This is a genomic window from Streptomyces sp. Ag109_O5-10 (genome assembly GCF_900105755.1).
GTDB lineage: Bacteria > Actinomycetota > Actinomycetes > Streptomycetales > Streptomycetaceae > Streptomyces.
Genome location: NZ_FNTQ01000001.1, coordinates 5,071,831 through 5,094,956, shown reverse-complemented (window position 1 = coordinate 5,094,956; position 23,126 = coordinate 5,071,831). Strand labels below are relative to the sequence as shown.

General features: G+C 70.8%; 22 protein-coding genes, 1 tRNA gene and 1 pseudogene. 11 read left to right on the top strand and 13 right to left on the bottom strand.

Translation table 11 applies throughout. The annotated features are described in order from the left end of the window. Positions 1–27: 27 nt before the first annotated feature. Entirely contained in the window at positions 28–714 is a 687-nt protein-coding gene (locus BLW82_RS23370; protein ID WP_177233044.1) for a pentapeptide repeat-containing protein, read from the bottom strand. 122 nt (positions 715–836) lie between these two features. On the opposite strand from BLW82_RS23370, the gene BLW82_RS23365 reads away from it, so the two are divergent. Both BLW82_RS23365 and BLW82_RS23360 read left to right on the top strand, forming a co-directional pair. Then, on the top strand, positions 837–1,493 hold the full coding sequence (locus BLW82_RS23365; RefSeq protein ID WP_177233043.1) for a rhomboid-like protein: 657 nt from the start codon (positions 837–839) through the stop codon (positions 1,491–1,493). A 10-nt stretch (positions 1,494–1,503) separates the two neighbouring features. Next, entirely contained in the window at positions 1,504–2,910 is a 1,407-nt protein-coding gene (locus tag BLW82_RS23360; protein ID WP_093501419.1) for an NAD(P)/FAD-dependent oxidoreductase, read from the top strand. A gap of 105 nt (positions 2,911–3,015) precedes the next feature. Here BLW82_RS23360 and BLW82_RS46340 read toward each other — a convergent pair whose 3' ends face one another. Beyond that, positions 3,016–3,258 carry a hypothetical protein gene (locus BLW82_RS46340; protein ID WP_371131503.1) on the bottom strand — a complete coding sequence of 81 codons (243 nt, stop codon included), beginning with the start codon at positions 3,256–3,258 and terminating at the stop codon, positions 3,016–3,018. Positions 3,259–3,579: 321 nt separating this feature from the next. Then, positions 3,580–3,653, bottom strand: a tRNA-Thr gene (locus BLW82_RS23350). A gap of 229 nt (positions 3,654–3,882) precedes the next feature. On the opposite strand from BLW82_RS23350, the gene BLW82_RS23345 reads away from it, so the two are divergent. From BLW82_RS23345 to BLW82_RS23335, 3 genes are all read left to right on the top strand, one after another. Then, a complete protein-coding gene (locus BLW82_RS23345; RefSeq protein WP_093501415.1) occupies positions 3,883–5,019 on the top strand; it encodes an ABC transporter ATP-binding protein in 1,137 nt (378 codons plus the stop codon). A gap of 263 nt (positions 5,020–5,282) precedes the next feature. Continuing rightward, complete coding sequence (locus BLW82_RS23340; protein WP_093501413.1) at positions 5,283–5,747, top strand: hypothetical protein; 465 nt, start codon at positions 5,283–5,285, stop codon at positions 5,745–5,747. A gap of 85 nt (positions 5,748–5,832) precedes the next feature. Then, complete coding sequence (locus BLW82_RS23335) at positions 5,833–6,564, top strand: nucleotidyltransferase family protein (protein WP_093501411.1); 732 nt, start codon at positions 5,833–5,835, stop codon at positions 6,562–6,564. Between the two features lie 414 nt (positions 6,565–6,978). Here the strand turns inward: BLW82_RS23335 and BLW82_RS23330 are convergent, their stop codons facing one another. The 6 genes from BLW82_RS23330 to BLW82_RS23300 form a co-directional block, all read right to left on the bottom strand. Then, positions 6,979–8,646 carry a DoxX family protein gene (locus BLW82_RS23330; RefSeq protein WP_177233041.1) on the bottom strand — a complete coding sequence of 556 codons (1,668 nt, stop codon included), beginning with the start codon at positions 8,644–8,646 and terminating at the stop codon, positions 6,979–6,981. A 117-nt stretch (positions 8,647–8,763) separates the two neighbouring features. Then, entirely contained in the window at positions 8,764–9,705 is a 942-nt protein-coding gene (gene rlmB / locus BLW82_RS23325) for a 23S rRNA (guanosine(2251)-2'-O)-methyltransferase RlmB (protein WP_093501407.1), read from the bottom strand. Positions 9,706–9,804: 99 nt separating this feature from the next. Further along, on the bottom strand, positions 9,805–11,202 hold the full coding sequence (cysS, locus tag BLW82_RS23320) for a cysteine--tRNA ligase (RefSeq protein WP_093501405.1): 1,398 nt from the start codon (positions 11,200–11,202) through the stop codon (positions 9,805–9,807). Between the two features lie 85 nt (positions 11,203–11,287). Next, the gene (gene ispF / locus BLW82_RS23315) at positions 11,288–11,779 is read right to left on the bottom strand and encodes a 2-C-methyl-D-erythritol 2,4-cyclodiphosphate synthase (protein ID WP_093501403.1); all 492 of its coding nucleotides are present in this window, start codon (positions 11,777–11,779) and stop codon (positions 11,288–11,290) included. Further along, positions 11,769–12,533, bottom strand: a complete 765-nt coding sequence (ispD, locus tag BLW82_RS23310) for a 2-C-methyl-D-erythritol 4-phosphate cytidylyltransferase (RefSeq protein ID WP_093501401.1) — start codon at positions 12,531–12,533, stop codon at positions 11,769–11,771. The genes ispF and ispD overlap by 11 nt, the downstream gene beginning before the upstream one ends. A 251-nt stretch (positions 12,534–12,784) precedes the next feature. Beyond that, positions 12,785–13,267: a CarD family transcriptional regulator gene (locus BLW82_RS23300; protein ID WP_003953493.1), complete on the bottom strand. Its 483-nt coding sequence runs from the start codon at positions 13,265–13,267 to the stop codon at positions 12,785–12,787. Positions 13,268–13,905: 638 nt separating this feature from the next. Here BLW82_RS23300 and BLW82_RS23290 point away from each other — a divergent pair. Continuing rightward, a complete protein-coding gene (locus BLW82_RS23290) occupies positions 13,906–14,589 on the top strand; it encodes a copper chaperone PCu(A)C domain-containing protein (RefSeq protein WP_093501397.1) in 684 nt (227 codons plus the stop codon). Positions 14,590–14,776: 187 nt separating this feature from the next. Here BLW82_RS23290 and BLW82_RS23285 read toward each other — a convergent pair whose 3' ends face one another. Together BLW82_RS23285 and BLW82_RS23280 are read right to left on the bottom strand one after the other, a co-directional pair. Beyond that, entirely contained in the window at positions 14,777–15,457 is a 681-nt protein-coding gene (locus tag BLW82_RS23285; protein ID WP_010358452.1) for a two-component system response regulator PhoP, read from the bottom strand. Then, positions 15,454–16,704: a two-component system sensor histidine kinase PhoR gene (locus tag BLW82_RS23280; protein ID WP_093501395.1), complete on the bottom strand. Its 1,251-nt coding sequence runs from the start codon at positions 16,702–16,704 to the stop codon at positions 15,454–15,456. The genes BLW82_RS23285 and BLW82_RS23280 overlap by 4 nt, the downstream gene beginning before the upstream one ends. Before the next feature lie 222 nt (positions 16,705–16,926). Between BLW82_RS23280 and phoU the strand changes: the two genes are divergently transcribed. The 3 genes from phoU to BLW82_RS23270 all read left to right on the top strand — a co-directional run bounded on the left by phoU (position 16,927) and on the right by BLW82_RS23270 (position 18,298). Further along, positions 16,927–17,616 (top strand): phosphate signaling complex protein PhoU, encoded by a 690-nt coding sequence (phoU, locus tag BLW82_RS23275; RefSeq protein WP_093501394.1) that lies wholly within the window; start codon positions 16,927–16,929, stop codon positions 17,614–17,616. Between the two features lie 140 nt (positions 17,617–17,756). Continuing rightward, on the top strand, positions 17,757–17,912 hold the full coding sequence (locus BLW82_RS44555) for a hypothetical protein (RefSeq protein WP_177233040.1): 156 nt from the start codon (positions 17,757–17,759) through the stop codon (positions 17,910–17,912). A gap of 137 nt (positions 17,913–18,049) precedes the next feature. After that, positions 18,050–18,298 carry an SCO4226 family nickel-binding protein gene (locus tag BLW82_RS23270; RefSeq protein WP_093501392.1) on the top strand — a complete coding sequence of 83 codons (249 nt, stop codon included), beginning with the start codon at positions 18,050–18,052 and terminating at the stop codon, positions 18,296–18,298. A gap of 66 nt (positions 18,299–18,364) precedes the next feature. On the opposite strand, the gene BLW82_RS23265 is transcribed toward BLW82_RS23270, so the two are convergent. Beyond that, the gene (locus tag BLW82_RS23265) at positions 18,365–19,333 is read right to left on the bottom strand and encodes an alpha/beta fold hydrolase (RefSeq protein ID WP_093501391.1); all 969 of its coding nucleotides are present in this window, start codon (positions 19,331–19,333) and stop codon (positions 18,365–18,367) included. 638 nt (positions 19,334–19,971) lie between these two features. Here BLW82_RS23265 and snpA point away from each other — a divergent pair. Next, a pseudogene (snpA, locus tag BLW82_RS23260) lies at positions 19,972–20,622 on the top strand (snapalysin); the annotation flags it as partial. Between the two features lie 251 nt (positions 20,623–20,873). On the opposite strand, the gene BLW82_RS23255 reads toward snpA, so the two are convergent. Beyond that, positions 20,874–22,064, bottom strand: coding sequence for a CapA family protein (locus tag BLW82_RS23255; RefSeq protein ID WP_093501388.1), 1,191 nt, complete (start codon positions 22,062–22,064; stop codon positions 20,874–20,876). A 470-nt stretch (positions 22,065–22,534) separates the two neighbouring features. On the opposite strand from BLW82_RS23255, the gene BLW82_RS23250 reads away from it, so the two are divergent. Beyond that, a complete protein-coding gene (locus tag BLW82_RS23250; RefSeq protein WP_143063709.1) occupies positions 22,535–22,939 on the top strand; it encodes a hypothetical protein in 405 nt (134 codons plus the stop codon). The last annotated feature ends 187 nt before the right edge of the window (positions 22,940–23,126 follow it).

The following is a 23,126-nucleotide window of genomic DNA, read 5'->3' as shown; positions in this document are numbered from 1 at the left end:
CTTACGGGGCGCTGTCCGCGGGGTTCGTCAGTTCTCCACGCGGATGCCCAGCTGTGCCGCCAGTACCGGCGCCAGGTCCAGGAGCTGGGACATGCTGATCACGGCCCCGGACAGGCGCTCCACCCCGGTGGTGATCTCCAGGGACGCGGCGCCCCGCAGATCGACGTCCTTCATCGTCACCCCCCGGAAGTCGGCCCCCTTCACCGTGCAGCCGGTGAACTCCACGCGCTCGAGGACGGCGCCGCCGAAGTCCGGTTCCACCAGGACGCAGCCCTCGAAGACGACGTCCCTGAGCTTCGCGGTGCGCAGGTTGAGGTAGTCGATCTTGCCGCCGCGGATCACCACGCGTTCCAGGACGGAACCGTGCAGCTGGGTACCGCCCAGCCGGGCGTCGACCAGCTCGACATCGCGCAGGGTCGCCTCGGCCAGATCGGTGCCGACGCCTCTTATCCCGGTGAGGACCGTGTCCAGCACGCGCGCGCGGCGCAGCCCCGTCTCGTCGAAGGCGCAGTCGGCCAGCGCGCAGTCCATGAAGCGGGCGCCCGCCCCGTCCTGCCCCGCGAAGTCCGCCTCCCGGAACGCCTGCCCGTCGTAGTCCCCGTCCGGCTCCAGCTCGCCCCCGGCCCAGGGCTCCAGCTCGGGCAGCCGCACCTCCGGCCGCCGCGCCCCCTTCACCCTGCCTCCGCCGGTCCCACCGGCCGCTGTCCTCGCCATGCCCTCCATAGTGCAGGCCGCCACTGACAATCACCGTTGCGCACGCCTTCGGCCCTGGTGCGATCAGCCCATCCGGAATGTCAATCACACACCCGGCGTTGCCGTCGTGCATGAATCGCCTCATGCGATTTCTCCGGGGACTCCGCGGCACGGTGTGGGCGTATGTCCGCAGCGCCCCCGGTACGTACGTCTGGCTGGCGATTCTCTTCGTGACGGCCGTGGCGGTGCACCACATGTCGCCGGAGTTCGAGCAGCAGTTCCTGCGGCAGCGGTCCACCAACATCCGGGAGCTGTCGGACAACCCGGTACGGGTGCTGGTCTCCAGCGCGATGTGGATCGAGGGCGGGCACTGGGTGCCGTACGCCTTCCTCTACACCGTCTTCCACGCGCCGGCCGAGCGCTGGCTGGGGACGGTCCGCTGGCTCGCGGTGTGCGTGACCGCGCACGTCCTGGCCACCCTGATCAGCGAGGGCGCGCTGCTGAAGGGCATCCACGACGGCATCGTCCCGCAGTCCGCGGTCAACACCCTGGACATCGGGGTGAGTTACGCGCTGGCCGGGGTGATCGCGGTGCTGGCGTACCGGATCGCGACGCCCTGGCGGTATCCGTACCTCGCGGCCGTCCTCCTCGTCTACGGGCTGCCGCTGACCGAGTCGCCCACCTTCACCGACCTGGGACATTTCGTCGCCGCGCTGATCGGTCTGGGCTGCCGGCCGCTGGTCAGAGGGCGCGGAAAAGCATGGAATCCGAAGGAGACACTGGACGCCCTGAAGGGTTAGCGTCCAGGTCATGAGCAGATCGGCGAGCGGTGTCGTCAACGGCGGCATCTCCTTCTGGTACGCGGACGACGGCCTCCCGGCGGTGCGGGAGCCGCTCGCCGGTGACGCCTCGGCGGACGTGGTGATCGTGGGCGGCGGGTACACCGGCCTGTGGACCGCGTACTACCTGAAGAAGGCCGCGCCCTTCCTCCGGATCACCGTCCTGGAGCAGAAGTTCTGCGGCTACGGCGCCTCCGGCCGCAACGGCGGCTGGCTCTACAACGGCATCGCCGGCCGCGACCGGTACGCCGCGCTGCACGGCCACGAGGCCGCCGTACGCCTGCAGAAGGCCATGAACGAGACCGTCGACGAGGTCGTGGCGGTCGCCGCCGCCGAGGGGATCGACGCCGACCTGCACAAGGGCGGGGTGCTGGAGGTCGCCACCACCCCGGCCCAGCTGGCCCGCCTGAAGGCCTTCCACGAGCACGAGCTGTCGTACGGCGAGAAGGACCGCGAGCTGTACGGCGCCGGTGAGACCCGGGAGCGGATCCGCGTCGCCGACGCGGTGGGCGGCGCCTGGACCCCGCACGGCGCCCGGCTGCACCCGGTGAAGCTGGTGAAGGGCCTGGTGGCGGCCGTAGCAGCACTCGGCGTCGACATCCACGAGTCCACTCCGGTCACCGAGATCCGCCCCCAGCAGGCCGTCACGCCGTACGGCACGGTCCGCGCTCCCTACGTCCTGCGGTGCACCGAGGGCTTCACCGCGAACCTCAAGGGCCAGAAGCGCACCTGGCTGCCCATGAACTCCTCGATGATCGCCACCGAGCCGCTGACGGCGGAGCAGTGGGCGTCGGTGGGCTGGGAGGGCCGGGAGACCCTGGGCGACATGGCGCACGCGTACATGTACGCGCAGCGCACGGCCGACGGGCGGATCGCGCTCGGCGGGCGCGGGGTGCCGTACCGCTTCGGTTCGCGGACGGACAACAACGGCCGCACGCAGGAGGCGACGGTCGAGGCGCTGCGCGAGATCCTCGTGCGGTTCTTCCCGTCCCTGGCCGGGGTCGCGGTCGAGCACGCCTGGTCCGGGGTGCTCGGGGTGCCGCGGGACTGGTGCGCGACCGTCACCCTGGACCGCTCGACGGGGCTCGGCTGGGCCGGCGGCTACGTCGGCTCCGGGGTCGCCACCACCAACCTGGCCGCCCGGACCCTCCGGGACCTCGTCCAGCTCGACTCCGGCCAGGCCGGCCGCACCGCCCTGACCGAGCTGCCGTGGGTGAACCACAAGGTCCGCAAGTGGGAGCCGGAACCCTTCCGATGGCTCGGCGTCCAGGGCATGTACGCCACCTACCGCACCGCCGACCAGCGCGAACGCCTCCACCCCAGCACGGAGTCCTCGCGGCTGGCCCGGGTCGCGGACCGGGTGGCGGGACGGCACTGACCCGCACCACCCGGCTCCACCTCACGCGTCGGCCCCTCCGGCCCGCAGCACAGCACCGCCGCCCCGCCGTCCAGCCGCAGGGCGGCCAGGTCCGGCCCGCCCCGCTCAGCCGTGTCCCACCACTCCACGCGGTCGCCGTAGCGGGCGAGTTGGCTCCACCTCCCGCCGGCAGATGAACGCCTCACGCGCCGGGGTGCCGCGCGCCAGTGCGACCGCCGGTCGGATGCCGCCCCCGCCCCGGCCGATCACGACGGCGGTCTCGCATGCGTGGTCCAGCTGCGCGGTCCCGACGGGCCGGACGACGGGATCGGCCGGCCCGCCGAGCGAGGTCACCGGCTCGCCGAACAGGACCGGCTTCTCGGCCAGGTTGCTGCCGAACGTGTTCGCTGTAGTTCGCTCCGACCGCGACGATCACTCCCGGACGGGTGACCGGCGGTCCGATACGGACGGCACCGGCCGCGACGGCGACCGGATCGGAACCGGAGACGAGTTCGTCGAGGCGGTCACGCAGGGCGGGACGATGCGCCAGGACGTCGTTCACGCGGGCGGACCCCGGCGCTGCTCGACGTCAACCGTTCGACCCATGCCGCGCGGTCCACCGGCGTGGTCGTGCCCTCCGCCGACGCCGCCGGGATACCCCAAGGCCGAGTTCCGTGCCCACCTTGTCGGAGCCCCCTGTCGGATTCGAACCGACGACCTTCGCTTTACAAGAGCGGCGCTCTGACCAGCTGAGCTAAGGAGGCGCGCGCGCACTCGGGGTGCGTGCCAGTGCAGTGTACCCAGGTCCCGGGCGGGGCCTGTCGAAAATTCCCGCGAAGTTCACAGGGCTCCAGGTACTGACATACAGGGTGAACGCCAGGTACCGTCCTGATCCGGTTCACTCGCGTGGACTACCCGAGTGGACTACACCAACCACCTTCCTACAACGGATCGTCCGGCACGTTCCTGCCGGTAGAAGGGGGCCTCTGAGCCATGGCCACTGTCACGTTCGACAAGGCGACCCGGATCTACCCGGGCTCCACCAAGCCCGCCGTCGACGGCCTCGACATCGCGATCGAGGACGGCGAGTTCCTCGTCCTGGTCGGCCCGTCGGGTTGCGGCAAGTCCACCTCGCTGCGGATGCTCGCGGGCCTGGAGGACGTCAACGCCGGCGCCATCCGCATCGGCGACCGCGACGTCACGCACCTGCCGCCCAAGGACCGGGACATCGCCATGGTGTTCCAGAACTACGCGCTCTACCCGCACATGAGCGTCGCCGACAACATGGGCTTCGCGCTCAAGATCGCCGGCGTCAACAAGGCGGAGATCCGGCAGAAGGTCGAGGAGGCCGCGAAGATCCTCGACCTCACCGAGTACCTGGACCGCAAGCCGAAGGCGCTCTCCGGCGGTCAGCGCCAGCGTGTCGCGATGGGCCGCGCGATCGTGCGCGAGCCGCAGGTCTTCCTCATGGACGAGCCGCTGTCCAACCTGGACGCCAAGCTCCGCGTCTCGACCCGTACCCAGATCGCGTCGCTGCAGCGCCGCCTCGGGATCACCACCGTCTACGTCACCCACGACCAGGTCGAGGCCATGACGATGGGCGACCGGGTCGCGGTCCTCAAGGACGGTCTGCTCCAGCAGGTCGACTCGCCGCGCAACATGTACGACCGCCCGGCCAACCTCTTCGTCGCCGGCTTCATCGGCTCCCCCGCCATGAACCTGGTCGAGGTCCCGATCACCGACGGCGGCGTGAAGTTCGGCAACAGCGTCGTCCCGGTCAACCGCGAGGCGCTCAAGGCCGCCAGCGACAAGGGTGACCGCACGGTGACCGTCGGCGTCCGCCCCGAGCACTTCGACGTCGTCGAGCACAACGGCGAGGCCGCCTCCGCCCTGTCCAAGGACACCGAGGACGCCCCGGCCGGTCTCGCGGTCTCCGTGAACGTCGTCGAGGAGCTCGGCGCCGACGGCTACGTCTACGGCAGCGCCAAGGTCGGCGACGACCTCAAGGACCTGGTCGTCCGCGTCAGCGGCCGCGCGGTCCCGGAGAAGGGCGCCACGCTGCACGTCGTGCCGCGGCCGGGCGAGATCCACGTGTTCTCGACGTCCACGGGCGAGCGTCTCTCCGACTGAGCGATCCGATCGGGCGATCCGGCCGGTCGATCCGGCCGGTCGATCAAACAGAGAAACCTCTGACCAGGGTGAATTCACCCAGGTTGACGGAAAGGGCCCCGCGGCCTGCTGCGGGGCCCTTTCCGTTGCCTCGATTTACCCCGGCAAGCGGGTGGTTTTCGAGCAGCGTGCGTCAACCCCGTACGCGAAACACGGCCCTTCTCCGTCCCTCGAACCGGTGACTAAATGTCGCCAAATCATTACCGCACGCTACCCTCACACGCGTGAAGCACTCCACCACCCCTCAGACGCGAAGCGGCCACCGGGGCGGCCCTGCCCGCCGGATCGGCCGCACTCTCGCCCTCGTCCTGCCCGTCGTCCTGGTGCTCTCCGGGACCCTCGCGGTCACCCGCGTCAACTGGACCGGGTCCCCGCGGAGCTCGGTGCTCACCGCGACCGACGTGACCGACGCGCACGTCTCCTCCAAGGCCGTCGCCGCCCAGGCCCCACAGGACGCGCTGCGCGAGCAGCTGATGACCGAGCTCCAGGACAAGAACCCGGGCCAGGTCCTCACCCACCTCCAGCAGGCGGTCAACGGCCACCCGTCGCTGGCGAAGCACTGCACGTCCATCGCCCGCGCGCTGGGCCGGGCCGCGGTGCGGATGTACGGCGCCTCGCGCGCCCAGTCGTACGCCCGCCCGGTCTGCGACACGTCCTTCGCGTCGGGTGTGCTGGCCGCGCACAGTTGAACCCCGGTCGGGAAGCAGGTAACAGCTCCTTAAGGGCGCACCTGCGGCGTGCAGCCGCCCCCGGGGCGCGTCGTAGAGTTCGGGCATGACCCATCCGAACGCCGCGTTGCGCCCCACCCAAGCCGTGGTCCTGGCCGGTGGCCAGGGCTCACGGCTTCGTCCGTACACCGACGACCGGCCCAAGCCGATGGTCGAGATCCCGGGTACGGGCACGCCGATCATCGGCCACCAGCTGGCCTGGCTCGCCGAGGAGGGCGTCACCGACGTGGTGGTCTCCTGCGGCCATCTCGCCGAGGTCCTGCAGAAGTGGCTGGCATCGGCCGACCTGCCGCTCTCCGTCACCACGGTGGTGGAGACCGAGCCGCTGGGCCGGGGCGGCGGGCTCAGGTACGCGGCCGCGCACCTTCCCCACACCGACCGGCCCTGGTACGCGACGAACGGCGACATCTGGACGCGGTTCTCGCTGCGCGACATGGCCGACTTCCACACGGAGCGGGACGCGGTGGCGACGCTGGCGCTGGCCCGTCCGCGGATCCCGTGGGGCGCCGTGCAGACCGACGGCTTCGGTCACATCACGGACTTCATCGAGGCGCCGCCGTCGACGTTCGAGATCAACGCCGGCGTCTACGTCTTCTCTCCCGAGTTCGCCGCGATGCTGCCGGAGCGGGGGGACCACGAGCGCACCACGTTCCCGGGCCTGGCGCGGAGCCGGCAGCTGGCCGGGTTCACGATTCCGCAGGGCGCGTACTGGCGGGCGATCGACACCGCGAAGGACCTGACGGAGGCCGCGAAGGAACTGGCCTCGCTGGGGCGGTAGCCGAAGAGGGGGGCGCGGCCTGCTCGCCGACTGCGGGCGGGCGGGGGTTGTTCGCGCAGTTCCCCGCGCCCCTTAACAGGGGGCGACGGCAGTTCGTCGACTGCAGGTGCGTGGGGTTTCTCGCGCAGTTCCCCGCGCCCCTTAACAGGGGACGACGGCAGTTCGTCGACTGCAGGTGCGTGGGGCTTTTCGCGCAGTTCCCCGCGCCCCTTTCCCGGGCGCGCGAACGGATGTTCGTCGAGTGCGGGTGGGTGGGGCTTTTCGTGGTGGTTACCGCGCTTCTGACGGAGGGTGCGGGAGCGCCCCGTAAGGGGCGCGGGGAACTGCGCGATCAGCCACGATGGCGTCGCGGACGGCACACGACCGCAGCCCCGCGTCTCTGAAGGGCGGGGCTGCGGTGGTGTGCCGTGGGTGTCAGCCGAGGAGGCCGCCCACCAGGCCGGGCTGGCCGGAGGAGGAGGCGCCGCCGGAGCTTCCGGAGCCGGTGCCGGTGCCGCCGCTGGTGGAGGCGCCGCCGGTCGCGGTGCCGCCGGAGGTGGGTCCCGCGGTGGTCGGCGCGGGCGCGGTGTGCTGGGGCGGGGCCTGACCCGTCGTGCCCTGGGTCTCACTGGGGGTCGTGGTGGTGGCGCCGCCCGTGGTGTGGTCGGCGCCCGGGGTGGTGGCCGCCTGCGAAGGGCTCGCCGTGGCACCCCCGGAGGGAGCCGTGGAGGCCGACGGAGTCTTCCGGTGGGGCTTGGCCGACTCGCCGGGGAGCGGGGAGCCGGGGAGGTTGTTGCGCGGGGCCTCGCCGGGGCCGGGGACGACCACCCGGCTGGAGTCGCGGACCGCACCGCCCAGGAGCGAGCCGACCAGGAGGGTGAGGCCGATGGTGACGGCCGTGATCAGGGCGCCGCGGCGCAGGACGTAGGCGCGCAGGTCCCAGATGTCGGAGTGCGGGCCGAGCCGCCGCCAGGCGCTGCCCGCGAGGCGGCCGTCCACGGAGTAGACGGGGGCGCCCGCGATGATCAGCGGGGACCAGGCGGCGAGGTAGATGATGTCGGGGGCGTCGTAGGCCGGGACGGTCTTCCAGCTGACGGTGACGATGAGCGCGGCGGAGAGCAGCGCGCCGACGACCGCGGCGACCCGCTGCCAGCAGCCCAGGACGGTCAGGACGCCGACGATCACCTGGAAGAAGGCGATGACGAGGCCGGAGCCGACCGGATGCTGGAGGGCGAACTGTCGCAGCGGCTCGGCGACCTCCCACGGGTGCAGCGTGTTGAGCCAGGTGACCATGGAGCCCCGCTTGCCGCCGTCGAAGTAGACGGGGTCGCAGAGCTTGCCCATGCCGGCGTAGATGGAGATGAAGCCGAGGAAGATGCGCAGGGGGAGGAGGACCACGCCCAGGTTCATCCGGCGGCCGGGGTAGTAGGCGTGCCGGGCCGGGTCGCCGTCCCCGGCCCGCCGGGACGACCTCGGTTCGTCGAAGTCCTCGAACTCGTCGTCGCCGTAGGGCGGTTCGTCATAGGAAGGGTCGCCGTAGGCCGGCTCGTCGTAGGCGCTGCCCACCGCCGGCAGGTCCGGGAGCAGCCGCCTCTCGCCGGACGCCGGGGAGCGCGGGTGGCCGACCACCGGGGTCTCGACGGTCTGGTCCAGGGCGTCGTAGCCCTCGTCGACGCGCGGGATGACCTGGGTCGCACCCGCCGGTTCGGCGGGCTCCTCGACGTGCCGGACGCTGCCGCCCCGGACGGCCTGGAGCAGCCGGTGGGCGCCGGTGTCGTCGGGCGCGGACCTGCCGCTCCAGACGAGCGGGCGGCGCCGGCCGGGCACCGCCCCCGCTCTGCCCGCCGGGCCGGCGACCGGGATGCGCGCGGTGTCCTCGGTGGCGCTCAGGTGCCGTGCGACCCGGGGGGATTGGGTACGCCGTGTCGATACGCCCAGCTGCACGCGGAAACTCGCGTGGTTGACGATGACCTGCGCCGGATCGCTCGGCACCTTCACCATGCTCAGCGCGGGAGCGTCGTCGAGCCCGGAATCGAATCCGGAGCGGAATCCCGACGAGCGGTCCCCCGTGGGTGTGCGGGGTGTTCTGGTGTCCACACTCATCTAACCGAGTGACGTGGAGTTAGGACACTGCTTTGACCCGCCGGATGTGTCCGGACCCCGTCAAGGATGTCCCGGACGCCGGAATTAACCCGGCCGGGTGAGGTTACGGACGCTTGTTCACCCGCGTCGCCGCGCCGACTCGTACAGCACGATCCCGGCCGCCACACCCGCGTTGAGCGACTCGGCGCCGCCCGGCATCGGGATCCGGACCCGGAAGTCGCAGGTTTCGCCGACCAGTCGGGACAGGCCCTTGCCCTCGCTGCCGACGACGATGACGACGGGCCCGCCGAGGGCCTCCAGGTCGCCGATCTCGTGCTCGCCGTCCGCGGCGAGGCCGACGACCACGATGCCGGCCTTCTTGTACGCCTCCAGGGCCCGGGTCAGGTTGGTGGCGCGGGCGACGGGCGTACGGGCCGCCGTACCGGCCGACGTCTTCCAGGCACCGGCGGTCATGCCGGCCGCGCGGCGCTCGGGGACGACCACGCCGTGGCCGCCGAAGGCGGAGACCGAGCGGACGACGGCGCCCAGGTTGCGCGGGTCGGTGACCCCGTCCAGGGCGACGATCAGCGGGTCCTCGCCCTCGTCGTAGGCCGCCTCGGCGAGGTCCTCGGGGTGCGCGTACTCGTACGGCGGGACCTGGAGGACCAGGCCCTGGTGGTTGAGGCCGTTGGTCATGCGGTCCAGCTCGGGGCGCGGGGCCTCCATGAGGTTGATGCCGCCGCGCTCGGCCGTGAGCTGCAGGGCCTCACGGACCCGCTCGTCGTTGTCGATGAACTGCTGGACGTAGAGGGTGGTGGCGGGGACGCCCTCGCGCAGCGCCTCGACGACCGGGTTGCGGCCGACGACCATCTCGGAGGTGCCCCTGCCGCCCCGGCCGCGTGCCGCCGGACGGCGCTGGGCCTGCTTGGCCTTGGCCGTGGCGATGCGGTTCTTCTTGTGTCCCTTGCGCATCTCGGCGGGCGGGGTCGGACCCTTGCCCTCCAGGCCCCGGCGCCGCTGGCCGCCACTGCCGATCTGCGCGCCCTTCTTGCCGGACATGCGGCGGTTGTTGGCTGCCATGAGTTACCCGTCTCCGTGAGCTTCGTGTGGTACGTACGTCTTATGCAGTGTGCCGCCCGGGGGGCCGGGCGGCACAGTTGATCTTCCGTTCGGGGGCGCCTAGGACTTCAGGGTCCAGCGCGGGCCCGAGGGGCTGTCCTCGATCGCGAGGCCGGACTGGTTCAGCTGGTCGCGGATGGCGTCGGCGGTCGCCCAGTCCTTGCGGCCGCGGGCGGACTCGCGCTGGTCGAGGACGAGCCGCACGAGCGTGTCGACGACCCCGTGCAGGTCCTCGCCCTGCTCGGCGCCACCGGACCACTGCGGGTCCAGCGGGTCCAGACCGAGGACGCCGAGCATGGCGCGGACCTCGGCGAGGCGGGCGACGGCGGCTTCCTTGTCGTCGGCGGCGAGGGCGGAGTTGCCCTGCCGGACGGTGGTGTGCACGACCGCGAGGGCCTGCGGGACGCCCAGGTCGTCGTCCATCGCCTCGGCGAACGCCGGCGGCACCTCGGCCGAGGGCTCGACCGCTCCCCCGGCCAGCTCCACCACGCGCTGCACGAACCCCTCGATCCGCGCGAACGCCGACTCGGCCTCGCGCAGCGACTCCTCGCTGTACTCGATCATCGAGCGGTAGTGCGGGGTGCCGAGGTAGTAGCGCAGCACGATCGGGCGCCACCGCTTGACCATCTCCGAGACGAGCACCGAGTTCCCGAGGGACTTCGACATCTTCTCGCCGCTCATGGTGACCCAGGCGTTGTGCACCCAGTACTGGGCGAAGTCGTCGCCGAACGCCTTGGCCTGGGCGATCTCGTTCTCGTGGTGCGGGAAGATCAGGTCGAGACCGCCGCCGTGGATGTCGAAGGCCGCGCCGAGGTACTTGTGGGCCATCGCCGAGCACTCCAGGTGCCAGCCGGGCCGGCCGCGCCCCCACGGCGTCTCCCAGCTGGGCTCGCCCGGCTTGACGGCCTTCCACAGCGCGAAGTCCCGCTGGTCCCGCTTGCCGGTCTCGCCCTCGCCCTCGGGCTGGCGGAGGTTGTCCAGCTCCTGGTTGGAGAGCTGGAGGTAGTCCGGGTAGGAGCGCACGTCGAAGTAGACGTTGCCGTCGGCCTCGTAGGCGTACCCGCGTTCGATGAGCCCGCGCATCATCTCGATCATCTCCGGCACGTGCCCGGTCGCGCGGGGCTCGTACGTCGGCGGGAGGCAGCCGAGCGCGGTGTAACCGTCGTTGAACGCCCGCTCGTTCTCGTAGCCGATCGCCCACCAGGGGCGGCCCTGGTCGGCGGACTTGGCGATGATCTTGTCGTCGATGTCCGTGACGTTCCTGATGAACGTCACGTCGTAGCCGCGGTATTCGAACCAGCGGCGCATGATGTCGAAGTTCAGGCCGGACCGGATGTGCCCGATGTGGGGCGCCGCCTGCACGGTGGCACCACAGAGGTAGATCGAGACACAGCCCGCGGTGAGCGGGGTGAAGTCACGGATCTGCCGGGCGTTGGTGTCGTACAGGCGAATAGTCACGGGACCTAGGGTAGTGGGCCGAGGGTAGTGGATGGCACCGGTATGTGGAGCGCCGCGGTCGTGTGCGCCCCCTGGGTGGGACCGGTCACCCCTGTCCGACGACCAGCGCAGTCGCGACAGCCATCAGGCCCTCTCCCCTGCCCGGGAATCCGAGGCCGTCCGTCGTGGCCCCCGAGACCGAGACCGGGGCGCCCGCCGCGTCCGACAGGATCTTCTCGGCCTCGTCCCTCCGCTTGCCGATCTTCGGGCGGGGTCCTACGACCTGTACGGCGACGTTCCCGATGGTGAAACCGGCGGCCCGGACGATGCGGGCCGCCTCCGCCAGGAGGGTCACGCCCGACGCGCCCGACCACTGCGGGCGCCCGGTGCCGAAGTGCTGCCCCAGGTCGCCGAGGCCGGCGGCGGAGAACAGCGCGTTGCACGCCGCGTGGGCGACCACGTCCGCGTCGGAGTGGCCGGCCAGGCCGGGGCCCTCGCCCTCCCACTTCAGGCCGGCGCACCACAGGTCGCGGCCCTCCTCGAAGGCGTGGATGTCGGTGCCGATGCCCACCCGGGGGAGGATCACCTCAGAAGCCATCGTTGAGCCTCCTGCGGGCCAGGACCGCCTCCGCGAGGACCAGGTCGAGGGGGCGGGTGACCTTGAAGGCCTCCTCATGGCCGGGGACGACGACGACCCGGCCGCCGAGCTGCTCGACCATGCCGGCGTCGTCGGTGACGTTCTCGGTGACCGTCTCGTGGGCGCGGACCAGGGTCCGGCGGTCGAAGCCCTGGGGGGTCTGGACGGCGCGCAGCCGGGCCCGCTCGGGGGTGGCGAGCACCGGCTCGGGATCGCCGGGGACGGCGGCCGGCTCGACCTCCTTGACCGTGTCGGCGAGCGGGAGCGCGGGGACGACCGCGGGGGCGCCGTCACGGACCGCCTGGATCACCGCGTCGACCGTGTCGACGGGGACGAGCGGGCGGGCGGCGTCGTGCACCAGGACGATGTCGTAGTCCGGGGGCAGCGCGTCCAGGCCGAGCCGGACCGACTCCTGGCGGGACTCGCCGCCGGGGACGACGACGAAGTCGGTGCGGTCGGGCAGCGCGTGGGCGTCGAGGAGGGACTTGACCTCGGGCGCGCCGTCGGGCGGGGCCACGACGACGACCAGGGAGACGGCGCGGGAGGCGGCGAGGGCGCGTACGGCGTGGACGAGCATGGGCGTGCCGTTCAGCGCGCGCAGCGCCTTGGGGGCGCCCGGACCGAGCCGTACGCCCCGGCCGGCGGCGGGAATCACGGCTGCCGTGCGCAGTGCGGTACGCGGTTCCGTACGCGAAGGACGCGAATCGTCAGACATCGGTTCCTGTCAGGTTTGTGTGCGGGCCTGGCGTGGGTATGGCCTGGGAAGTGCCGGGCGCGACGCCTTGACCGGACCCTTCCGTGACACTGGTCGAGCCAGCAGCCCGGGCCCGGCACGCCTAGTATCGGGGGTCCCCCGACGGCGTACGCAAACATGCCGCAGCGCCCGGCGACAGAGAAAGTGTCATCGGGCACCGCGGCATATCGGGTGTGCGGAGCTTCAGCGTGCCAAGCCGGACAGCGTCTGCGTCAGGACGCGAGGACCTCGTCGAGCAGGGCCTCGGCCTTGTCCTCGTTCGTGTTCTCCGCGAGGGCGAGCTCGCTCACCAGGATCTGGCGGGCCTTGGCGAGCATGCGCTTCTCACCGGCGGAGAGTCCACGCTCGCGCTCACGACGCCACAGGTCACGCACGACTTCCGCGACCTTGATGACATCGCCGGAGGCGAGCTTCTCCAGGTTTGCCTTGTAACGACGGGACCAGTTCGTGGGCTCCTCGGCGTACGGCGCGCGCAGCACCTCGAAGACCCGGTCCAGCCCGTCCTGACCGACCACATCACGCACGCCGACGAACTCCGCATTGTCCGCTGGCACACGTACCGTCAGGTCACCCTGGGCGACCTTCAGCACCAAGTAGGTCTTGTCCACGCCTTTGATCTGGCGAGTTTCGATGGCCTCGATCAGCGCGGCCCCGTGATGGGGATAGACCACGGTGTCGCCAACCTTGAACGTCATGTGACAGGTACCCCTTCCGTGGCTATCCAGGGTAACACGGAAACCGGCGGTTCTGAATGGCGTTTTCGCAGGTCAGGGCATATCTCGGGGCTTGACAACAACGACAGGAACGTGCTTCGCGGACTCTCCGGAAGCAGGTATTCGCAGGTGGGAGCGGCTCTCCGGCCAAGGGGAAACGCCCGCGTTACACACATCCGGACACCCTCCCGAGTGGCCGAACGTCCACATATGTCCGCTTCCAAGCGTACGACTTCCGCTACTCCGTTCGGTTGCCGGCGCCGGATCCCGGACGTTTCCGGAATTGATCACGGGTGCGGCCGAACGCCCGGCTGAACGGTGCGGGAAGCCGCACCTGAAGCAGTAGGTGATCAATTTTCCCGGCGGTCGCGCATTCCTTCACGGAAATTTTGCGCGTGGTGTTGCGGACGGGTTATGTGAATGCCGCACGAGAGTCGCTCCAAAGTGGCCGAAGGGGCACTTGCGGGTGCCCGCGCGTACCCCCTGCCCGAGGGAAGCGAGAGGCTTGGGGAGGGTCGGGTGCGGCCTCGGGGGAACGGCTCGGTAACCTAAGGCCGCTGACAGACACTTAGGGCGGCTTTATAGGGGGCCGCCCGTGCGTTCAAGGAGTTGCCGCCGCCGTGAGCAGCAGCCTTCGACGCGGCGCCCTCGCCGCCTCCGCCATCGCCTTCTCCGCCGCCGCGCTCTCCGCCTGCGGCGCGGGCAACAACTCCCAGACGCTGGAGATCAAGCCGGACAACGCGGCCACGAGTGTCGGTGACATCAAGGTCCAGAACGCGACCGTGATCACCCAGCCCGACCTCACGTCGACCGGCCCGGCCGTGGTCTCCGCGACCATCTTCAACACCGGCACCGAGCCGGAGACGCTGCAGTCGATCATCGTGGCCGGCACCGGCAAGACCGCCGAGCTGCACGCCACCAAGACCCAGCCGCTGACCATCCCGGGCGGTGGCCGGCTGATCCTGGGCGGCAAGGACAACGCCTCCGCGGTGCTGGGCAGCAGCCGCGAGGCGGTCCAGGACGGCAACGCCCAGAAGGTCACGTTCACCTTCAGCAGGGCCGGTGACGTGAGCCTGCGCGCCTTCGTCGTGCCGGCCGAGAGCTACTTCACCGGCTGGGGCCCGAGCGCGGTGCCGTCCGCCACGGCCTCGGCGTCCGCCTCCTCGTCGGCCTCCGCCTCCGTCTCCGGTGCCCCGGCCGCGGGCTCGACGGCGAGCGGGAGCGCCAAGGCAGGCAAGAAGAACAAGGGGTCCGCGAGCGCCACCCCGAGCGACTCCGCCTCCCAGTCGACGAACGCGGGCTGAGCCGACCACACCGGCAACGCGAGAAGGGCGGTACCCCCGAGGGGGCCGCCCTTTTTCGTCGTACGGTCATAACGGCAGGTAAGCGGCTTACGGCTCGAACACCTCCCTCGACGCACCCCTCGCACCGCTCCGCGGGCTTCGGCGCGCCGCGCCGGACTCCGTCCGCCGACCGACCACCGGCCGGTTTTTACGGCTCGAACTTGTAGCCGAGACCACGCACCGTCACCAGGTAGCGCGGCGCGCCCGGGTCCGGCTCGATCTTGGCGCGGAGGCGCTTCACGTGGACGTCGAGGGTCTTGGTGTCGCCGACGTAGTCGGCACCCCAGACGCGGTCGATGAGCTGCATGCGGGTGAGGACGCGGCCGGCGTTGCGCAGGAGCATCTCCAGGAGGTCGAACTCCTTGAGCGGGAGGTCGACCTTGGAGCCGGAGACCGTCACGACGTGGCGGTCGACGTCCATGCGGACCGGGCCCGCCTCCAGGGCGGCCGGTGTGACCTCCTCCGGCTCGCCGCGGCGGCGCAGGACGGCCCGGATACGGGCGACCAGCTCGCGCGAGGAGAAGGGCTTGGTGACGTAGTCGTCGGCTCCTATTTCGAGCCCGACGACCTTGTCGATCTCGCTGTCCTTGGCCGTCACCATGATGACCGGGACGTTGGAGCGGCCGCGCAGCTGGCGGCAGACCTCGGTGCCCGGCAGGCCGGGCAGCATCAGGTCGAGGAGAACGAGGTCGGCGCCGTTGCGCTCGAACTCGTCGAGTCCGTCGGGGCCCGTGGCCGCCACTGCGACCTCGAAGCCCTCCTTGCGGAGCATGTACGACAGGGCGTCGGAGAAGGACTCCTCGTCCTCGACGACGAGCACTCGGGTCACGGAAGGACCTCCGGGGCAGGAAGCGGTTCGTACGGGGATGACTCGGTGGTACCGACCTCGTCTTCGAGGTCGGGGTCGTGCGATGCGCGATCGCGGGCCACGCCCGCCTCCGGCAGCCTGAGGGTGAAAGTGGAGCCCTGGCCTTCGGCGCTCCACACCGTGACCTCCCCGCCGTGCGAGGCGACCACGTGCTTGACGATGGCGAGGCCGAGACCGGTGCCACCGGTGGCCCGTGAGCGGGCCGGGTCGACGCGGTAGAAGCGCTCGAAGATGCGGTCCTTGTCCTTGTCGGTGATGCCGATGCCCTGGTCGGTCACGGCAAGCTCGATCATGTCGCCGCCGGTCGCGCCGATCCGGCGGGCGGCTATCCCGACCCGGGTGCGGGCCGGGGAGTAGTTCACGGCGTTCTCGACCAGGTTGCCGAGGGCGGCGGCGAGCTGGCCGCGGTTGCCCCAGACATGGAGGTCGGCGGTGCCGCCGGCGGCCATGGTGATCTGCTTGGCGCCCGCCTGGTGCCGGCACCGGTCGATCGCCTCGGCGACCAGCTCGTCGACCCGGACGGGCTCGGCGTCCTCCAGCGGGTCGTCGTTCTGCACTCTCGACAGGTCGATGAGCTCCTGGACCAGGTTGGTCAGGCGCGTGGCCTCGATCTGCATGCGACCGGCGAAGCGCTCCACGGCCTCCGGATCGTCCGACGCGTCCATGACGGCCTCGGAGAGCAGGGAGAGCGCGCCGACCGGGGTCTTCAGCTCGTGGCTGACGTTCGCCACGAAGTCGCGTCGTACCGCCTCGATCCTCCGGGCCTCGGTCAGGTCCTCGACGAGGAGCAGCACGAGCCGGGAGCCGAGGGGCGCCACCCGCGCGGAGACGGCCAGGGCCTCGCCCCGTCCGGTCCCCCGCCGCGGGAGGTCCAGCTCGACCTGTCGTATCTCGCCGTCCCGCCGGGTGTCGCGCGCCATGCCGAGCATCGGCTCGATGGCGAGTTTGCCACCGCGCACGAGTCCGAGGGCGTACGCCGCCGAGCTCGCCTTGACAACCGTGTCGGCCTCGTCCAGGACGACCGCGGAGGAGCGCAGCACGCTCAGTACGGTGTCCACGCCCGGGGGCAGTACGGGGTCGGTGTGCAGAGAAGTCCTGGTCGGTCGCTTCTGGTCGCGTTCGCTCCAGCGGAACGCCAGCATGGCGATGACACCGGTAAGCACCCCGGCGATCGCTGCCGCTGCGGCGACCGCCGCGTTCACGTCCATGCAAACAGGTTAAGCAGGGCGTACGACATCCCCACAGTCCGCAAGGTGTCAGCTCGAACACTCGTCGCTCAGAGTTCACCTTGGAGCCAGTATTGGTTCATTTGGGGTGGCAGAAACGGACGCGTAGGGACCGGAACGTGGGAGCGTGGGGTTCGCAGTTGGTTTCGGCCACGGGCCCCGACCCCCGGAACCCCTGAACCACGCATACGAGAGGGAACCCTGATGCGGGACGCGTACCACGAGGAACTCGATTCGATCAGCGACAGCCTGGTCGACATGGCCCGCCTGGTCGGATCGGCGATCGGACGCGCCACGACGGCGATCCTCGACGGCGACCTCAAGCTCGCCGAGAGCGTCATCGAGGCCGACCAGAAGGTGGACGAGCTCCACCACGATCTGGAGGCGCGCGCGATAGCCCTGCTCGCCCGCCAGCAGCCGGTAGCGACGGACCTGCGGATCGTCGTCACCTCGCTCCGCATGTCCGCCGACCTGGAGCGTTCCGGCGACCTCGCCCAGCACGTGGCGAAGCTGGCCCGGCTGCGCTACCCGGCGAACGCGATCCCGCACGACCTGCACGCCACCATCCTGGAGATGGGCCAGCTCGCGCAGCGCCTGATGGCCAAGGCCGCCGAGGTGATCATCACCAAGGACGTCGACCTCGCCCTCCAGCTGGAGCAGGACGACGACGAGATGGACCTGCTGCACCGCACGATCTTCCAGCACCTGCTGGACGACCGCTGGAAGCACGGCATCGAGACCGCCGTCGACGTGACCCTCCTCGGCCGCTACTACGAGCGGTACGCGGACCACGCGGTCGCCGTCGCCAAGCGCGTCGTCTTCCTGGTCACCGGCGAGCACGCGGACGAGCTGCAGCCCGACATCCATCCGGTGACGGGCGCCGAGGGGGCGTGATCCACCGGGCGGGCGGGGGCTCGCGGGGTGCGGGTCGGGCGTACGGGCGCCACTGTGCGCCGTTGATGCGCCCAGTGAAATGGGCATGGAATGGGCAAGGCCCTACCTCTAGGGCATCTAGGGACCTCTAGGAGGGATCCATGGCCGAATCCCCCAGCACCACGCCCGACCCCACGCAGCAGCACGAGACCGATCAGCCCGCCGAGATCAAGAACCTTCTGGTCATCGGCGCCTGCGGGTGCGGCTCGGGCTGCGGCTGCGGCTGCCAGTCGGGCAGCCCCTGCCAATGCGGCTGAGCCGACCCGTCAGCACACATCAGTACAGCGAAGGGCCCCGGACTCCGGTCCGGGGCCCTTCGCATGCCGTGCCGCGGTGACGGGCGCAGCATGGGGGTGAGACGGGTGGGACGGACAAGGCGAAGGAGGTGGCAGCCATGCCGCACTACATGGACGTCCACCACGGGATGAAGGGCATCACCGCCGACCGGCTGAAGGAAGCCCACGAGGCCGACCTCGCCGTCGAGAAGGAGGAGGGCGTGCACTTCGAACGCACCTGGGCCGACCCCGCCTCCGGCAAGGTCTACTGCCTCTCCGAGGCGCCGTCGGCCGAGGCGGTCAAGCGCGTCCACGAACGCACGGGCCATCCGGCGGACGAGATCCACCCGGTGCCGCTCTCGCTCTGACGAGGCCCTTCAAACCGACGAGGCCTTTCAGACCGAGGAGGCCCTTCAAACCGACGAGGCTGCCTTTCAGGCGGAGGGCAGCGCGGCGAGCCAGTCGATGAGCAGCCGGTTGACCTCGTCTGGCCGCTCCTGCTGGATCCAGTGCCCGCAGCCGTCGAGGATGTGGGCGGAGACCAGGCCGGGGAGGGTCACCGGGTACGCCTCGATGGCGTCGGCCAGCCAGGTCGTCGAGGCGTCGAGGCCGCCGCCGACGAACAGGGACGGCTGGGTGACCGGGGCGCCGTCGTAGGCGGCGAGGTCCTCCCAGTCGCGGTCCATGTTCCGGTACCGGTTGAGCGCCCCGGTCAGTCCGGTGCGCTCGAACTCCCCGGCGTAGACGTCGAGATCGCGCTCACCGAGCCACCCGGGCAGCCGGGCGGGGAACCGCTCCCGGAGCGTGCCCCCTGTGCCGACGAAGTGCGGGTCGGGGGCGCCGGGTCCGGGCATGGTGTCGCCGGACAGGGCACCGTAGAACCCCGCGAGCCAGCCCCGTACATCGGGTTCGATCTCGGCCTCGGCACGGCCGGGCTCCTGGAAGTACGAGACGTAGAACTCCTCGTCCCCGCCGCTCATCGCCGCGAAGACGTCACTGGGCCGGGGTCCGCCGCGCGGGGTGTACGGGACGCTCAGCAGCCCCACGGCCCGGAACACCTCCGGCCTCAGCAGCGCGGAGTTCGCGGCGACGGTCGCGCCCCAGTCGTGCCCGACGACCACCGCCGACTCCGCGCCGAGGGCCCGCACGACCTCGGCGTTGTCCGCCACCAGTTCGGTCATCCGGTACGCGTCCGGCGCGACCGGCTTGGACGAACGCCCGTACCCCCGCACGTCGATGGCGACCGCCCGGTACCCGGCCGCGGCGAGCGCCGGCAGCTGGTGCCGCCAGGAGTACCAGCACTCGGGAAACCCGTGCACGAGCAGTACGAGGGGCCCCTCCCCCTGCTCGACGAGATGGATCCGCCGTCCGCCCGCGACGACCGACCGCTGCCGCGCTGCCATACGCCCTCCTCGACTTGCCTGCCTTGCTGCGCTTGCCGTGCTTGCCGTGCTTGCCCTTCGGAACGTCGCCGATCGGCCCGCAGGCCCTTCCCCGATCATGCGAAACCGCGCGCGGCGAGGCCGAGCCCGTTTGCCGGTTCGGCAAACGGCGTCCGGGTCCCGGCTCCCGGCTCCCGGTGCCGCCAAGGGGGCGTCGGGGAGCGAAAGGGACGGAAGCTCCCGTTCTATGGCGTCCATCACAGCTCTCCGCAGCCCTACCGGCATGCTTAGTAGATCCGACGTGGCGGACATCTGAGCATTTGTCCGTCTTGGGTCGTATGTGACCTCAACGACTCTCCCGGAATTCCACCCGGTCGACAGTCGCGCCCAATCCCGCCCACAGCACGCCTTCTGACGCTGTGACAGCTTTCCCGCCCGCCGCCGAACGCGGGCCGGAGCTCCGCGCGCCACCCCGGCGACGTTCCGGGACCTACGAGGCGACGTAGTTGTGGGGACCCCTGGGGACCCTTTGCGCTCCCTGTCAGGCAGTTCTAAGAATGTCGACCCACAGGACGTCGCCGCAGTTCGGCACCGGTGTTCACGCAACGTCGACCACACACCGGACGCTCGGCGTCACCGAGTGAGTAGGAGCCCCCCACATGAAGTCGTCCCGTACGTCCGCGAGACTCCTCGCCCTCGGCCTGGGCCTGGCCTCCGGCGCGCTGGGCACGGCGGTGCCGGCGAGTGCGCAAGCGTCCGCCGCCCCGTCGGCCCCCCGCTCCGCCGCCACCGGTTCCTCCGTGGCGCGGTACGACGGGACGGGCGAGGAGGCCGCAGGCAACAAGGCGTTCTTCAAGGCCGTGCTCAAGTCGGTCGCCGCGAAGCGCGCGGCACAGTCCGACGCGCAGGCGGTGACCATCTACTACAACGACTCCCAGGCACCGAGCTTCCGCTCGCAGATAGCGAGCGCGGCCTCGATCTGGAACAGCTCCGAGTCCGACGTCAAGCTCAAGGAGTCCTCTTCGAGCAACGCCGACTTCTCCTACCGCGAGGGCAACGGCTCGCGCGGGTCCTACGCCTCGACCAACGGCCACGGAAGCGGCTACATCTTCATCGACTACACCCAGGCCCGGCAGTACGACTCGGTCCGCGTCGTCGCCCACGAGACCGGCCACGTGCTGGGTCTGCCGGACGACTACAGCGGGCCGTGCACTGAGCTGATGTCGGGCGGCGGCCCCGGCCCGTCCTGCACCAACCGCTACCCGAACGCCACCGAGCGCTCGCGTGTCGAGCAGCTGTGGGCCGGCGGAGGCGGACAGCAGGCCACGGGGGGCACGGCGAACCAGCCCGGCACCTCGGTGAACGTCGCACCGCAGGCACCGCAGGCACCGCAGATGCCGCAGATGCCGCAGATGCCGCAGATGCCACAGGCGCCGCAGGCACCGCAGATGCCACAGTTGCCGCAGATGCCGCAGATGCCGAACACGGCACCGGGCCAGGTTCACGGGGGCCCGCTCACGGGCATCCTCTGGGGCTGACCGCACTCCACGGCCGCGGCCGGCTACGGGCGCCGGATCGTGCCGTCCGCCGAGATCCGGGCGGCGTGCGGGCCGAAGTCCTCCTCCGACATGGTGGAGACGAGGTCGATCGCATCGCCGCCCGGTTCCGGCGTACCGGGCGCCACGATCAGGGTCGGGCGCAGCCGCCCGGACAGGTAGGTGCCGTCGGAGCCGAGGGTGACCTGCAGCACTCCGCTGGTCGAGAGGGTGCCGCCGAGGCCGAGCACCTTGTAGCCGGAGAAGTTGCCCAGGCTATAGGCGATCAGGCGGCCCTTGTAGAACTCCATCCCCCGCATGACGTGCGGGCCGCTGCCCACCACGAGGTCGGCTCCGGCGTCGATCACCGCACGGCTGAAGCGGTAGCTGTCGCCGCGGTCCTCGCCGAGGAAGTACTCGGTGCCGGGTTCCACGTGGGTGCGGTCCGAGCCTTCCGCACCGGCGTGCATGACGACGATCACGATGTCCGCCATTGCCGCGGCGCGGGCGGTGAGTTGGCGTGCCGCGGGGATGTCCGTGAGGTCGTTCGCCCCTCGGTCGGGAGCGAACCCGAGCACCGCGACCCTGATGCCGCGTACCCGCTGCACGGTGATCTGGCCCAGCCGGCCGGCGTACGGCAGGTTCGCGGAGCGCAGCGCGGCGAACGTCTGGCGCCGCCCTTCCGCCCCGAAGTCGTCGATGTGGTTGTTCGCCGTGTTCAGGACCGTGAACCCGGCCTTCCTGAGCAGGCCGCCGTAGGACGGCGGGGCGTGGAAGGCGAAGCAGTTCGGGCCGTCGATGTGGTCGCACTTGCTGTCACCGCCGGTGGTGAGCGTGCCCTCCAGGTTCCCGAGCACCACATCGCCGGTGAGCAGGTCCTCGACGGGGTCGAAGAACGAGACGCCGTCGTCCGGCGGCAGGTCGTCCGGCAACGAGCCCATGACGATGTCTCCCACGGCGGAGATCCGCACGTTCCCGACCGGACGCGGCGGCGCCGCCGCCCCGGACGGCGCCGCCGCCCTGGTCGCGCGTAGGGGGAGCCGGGCACCGCCGCCGGAGTCCGAGCCCGCGCCGCCCTCGGCGCGGAACGCGAAAGCGAACACCGCGCCGGCCACCACACCGCTCCCGACCAGCCCGACGACGAACAGCCGCCACCGACGCCCCGGCCCTCGCCACGCACCCCGCCGCCCCGAGCGCCGCCCAACGAACCTGATCATTCGCTCATATTACGAAGCGTGCACTCTCCATCCACGGAGGGTCACCATCTGGCGTGTTCCTCAGTCCGCCAAAAAGCCCCCACCCTGCCGGGAAACAGCAGACCGGGGGCTCGACCGGCGTCGGCTTACCCCTTCTCGCCCTGGGTCCTGTCGGGGATCTTGATGACCTGGGGTTTCGCTGCTCAGGAGCGGTGGGCTCGTGTCCCGGCCCGGCGAGCCTCAACAGGGCCTCTGGCGAGGACGGCTCGGGCCGCGACCTGGGGATTCCGCCAGCTTGATCGGCTACACCACTCGGCGGGACGCCATCGCCGCTGCGCGGTGGTGCACCCCTCTTCCATGTCCCACCCTTCGTTGGCGGCGCCGTGGTTGAGCTGTGACCGCATAGGTTGCGCCGGGTTGGGGGCGCGGCGGGTTACCGGCGGAAGCCGTCTCTGTAAGATCGCGGGCCCAGGGTACGAGGGCCGGAGGGCGTGACCATGGAAATGCCACAGACACGCCTCGGCAGCAATGGAGCATGGCTGGAGCTGGTACAGGCCGGCGAGGACAGCTGGCGGGTTACCGCCGATTGGTGCTCATCGTTGTCGGCCGACTACACCGCCTCCCTCACCAGGAAGGAGGCCGCGGACTTCGCTACGCGGATGCTCTCCCACTTGCGCGCCCCTTCGGGCTCTCGATTCTCGGCGGCCGTGACTCCTGGTCGCAATAATCCGCTGGTGCTGAGCGCCGAACCTGTCGGGGACAGGTTTGCCTTCTTCGTGCGTCTGACTCCCAACGGTGACGACGGCGTGTGTCACCTGCAGATGGAGATCAATCCCATCGACGTCGCCGAACTCCGCGACATATTTCATGCGTTGTATACATCATTGGTCCTCTGACCGCACGGATTGCCAGGGCAGGTCACGTCTCGAGCTTTCGGCCACCGGAGGCCCTTTTCGCCGCGCATGCGGGCGCGTTGCGCGACGTTGGGCTTCCAGGATGTCGGGGTGGTGGGCCTTGACGTCGCACCCGTGCAGGTACCGGTCGTCCACGCTCACTGCCGTCAGTGTTGTCGTTGACGACTTG

Coding starts and splice junctions, on each gene's coding strand:
- BLW82_RS23270 (WP_093501392.1), top strand. CDS start 18,050: ATGCCGCACTACATGGACGTCCACCACGGGATGAAGGGCATCACCGCC.
- BLW82_RS23360 (WP_093501419.1), top strand. CDS start 1,504: ATGAGCAGATCGGCGAGCGGTGTCGTCAACGGCGGCATCTCCTTCTGG.
- BLW82_RS23345 (WP_093501415.1), top strand. CDS start 3,883: ATGGCCACTGTCACGTTCGACAAGGCGACCCGGATCTACCCGGGCTCC.
- BLW82_RS44555 (WP_177233040.1), top strand. CDS start 17,757: ATGGCCGAATCCCCCAGCACCACGCCCGACCCCACGCAGCAGCACGAG.
- ispF (WP_093501403.1), bottom strand. CDS start 11,779: ATGGCTTCTGAGGTGATCCTCCCCCGGGTGGGCATCGGCACCGACATC.
- BLW82_RS23280 (WP_093501395.1), bottom strand. CDS start 16,704: ATGGACGTGAACGCGGCGGTCGCCGCAGCGGCAGCGATCGCCGGGGTG.
- BLW82_RS23335 (WP_093501411.1), top strand. CDS start 5,833: ATGACCCATCCGAACGCCGCGTTGCGCCCCACCCAAGCCGTGGTCCTG.
- BLW82_RS23370 (WP_177233044.1), bottom strand. CDS start 714: ATGGCGAGGACAGCGGCCGGTGGGACCGGCGGAGGCAGGGTGAAGGGG.
- phoU (WP_093501394.1), top strand. CDS start 16,927: ATGCGGGACGCGTACCACGAGGAACTCGATTCGATCAGCGACAGCCTG.
- rlmB (WP_093501407.1), bottom strand. CDS start 9,705: ATGGCAGCCAACAACCGCCGCATGTCCGGCAAGAAGGGCGCGCAGATC.
- BLW82_RS23300 (WP_003953493.1), bottom strand. CDS start 13,267: ATGACGTTCAAGGTTGGCGACACCGTGGTCTATCCCCATCACGGGGCC.
- ispD (WP_093501401.1), bottom strand. CDS start 12,533: ATGTCTGACGATTCGCGTCCTTCGCGTACGGAACCGCGTACCGCACTG.
- BLW82_RS23365 (WP_177233043.1), top strand. CDS start 837: ATGCGATTTCTCCGGGGACTCCGCGGCACGGTGTGGGCGTATGTCCGC.
- BLW82_RS23255 (WP_093501388.1), bottom strand. CDS start 22,064: ATGATCAGGTTCGTTGGGCGGCGCTCGGGGCGGCGGGGTGCGTGGCGA.
- BLW82_RS23265 (WP_093501391.1), bottom strand. CDS start 19,333: ATGGCAGCGCGGCAGCGGTCGGTCGTCGCGGGCGGACGGCGGATCCAT.
- BLW82_RS23330 (WP_177233041.1), bottom strand. CDS start 8,646: ATGAGTGTGGACACCAGAACACCCCGCACACCCACGGGGGACCGCTCG.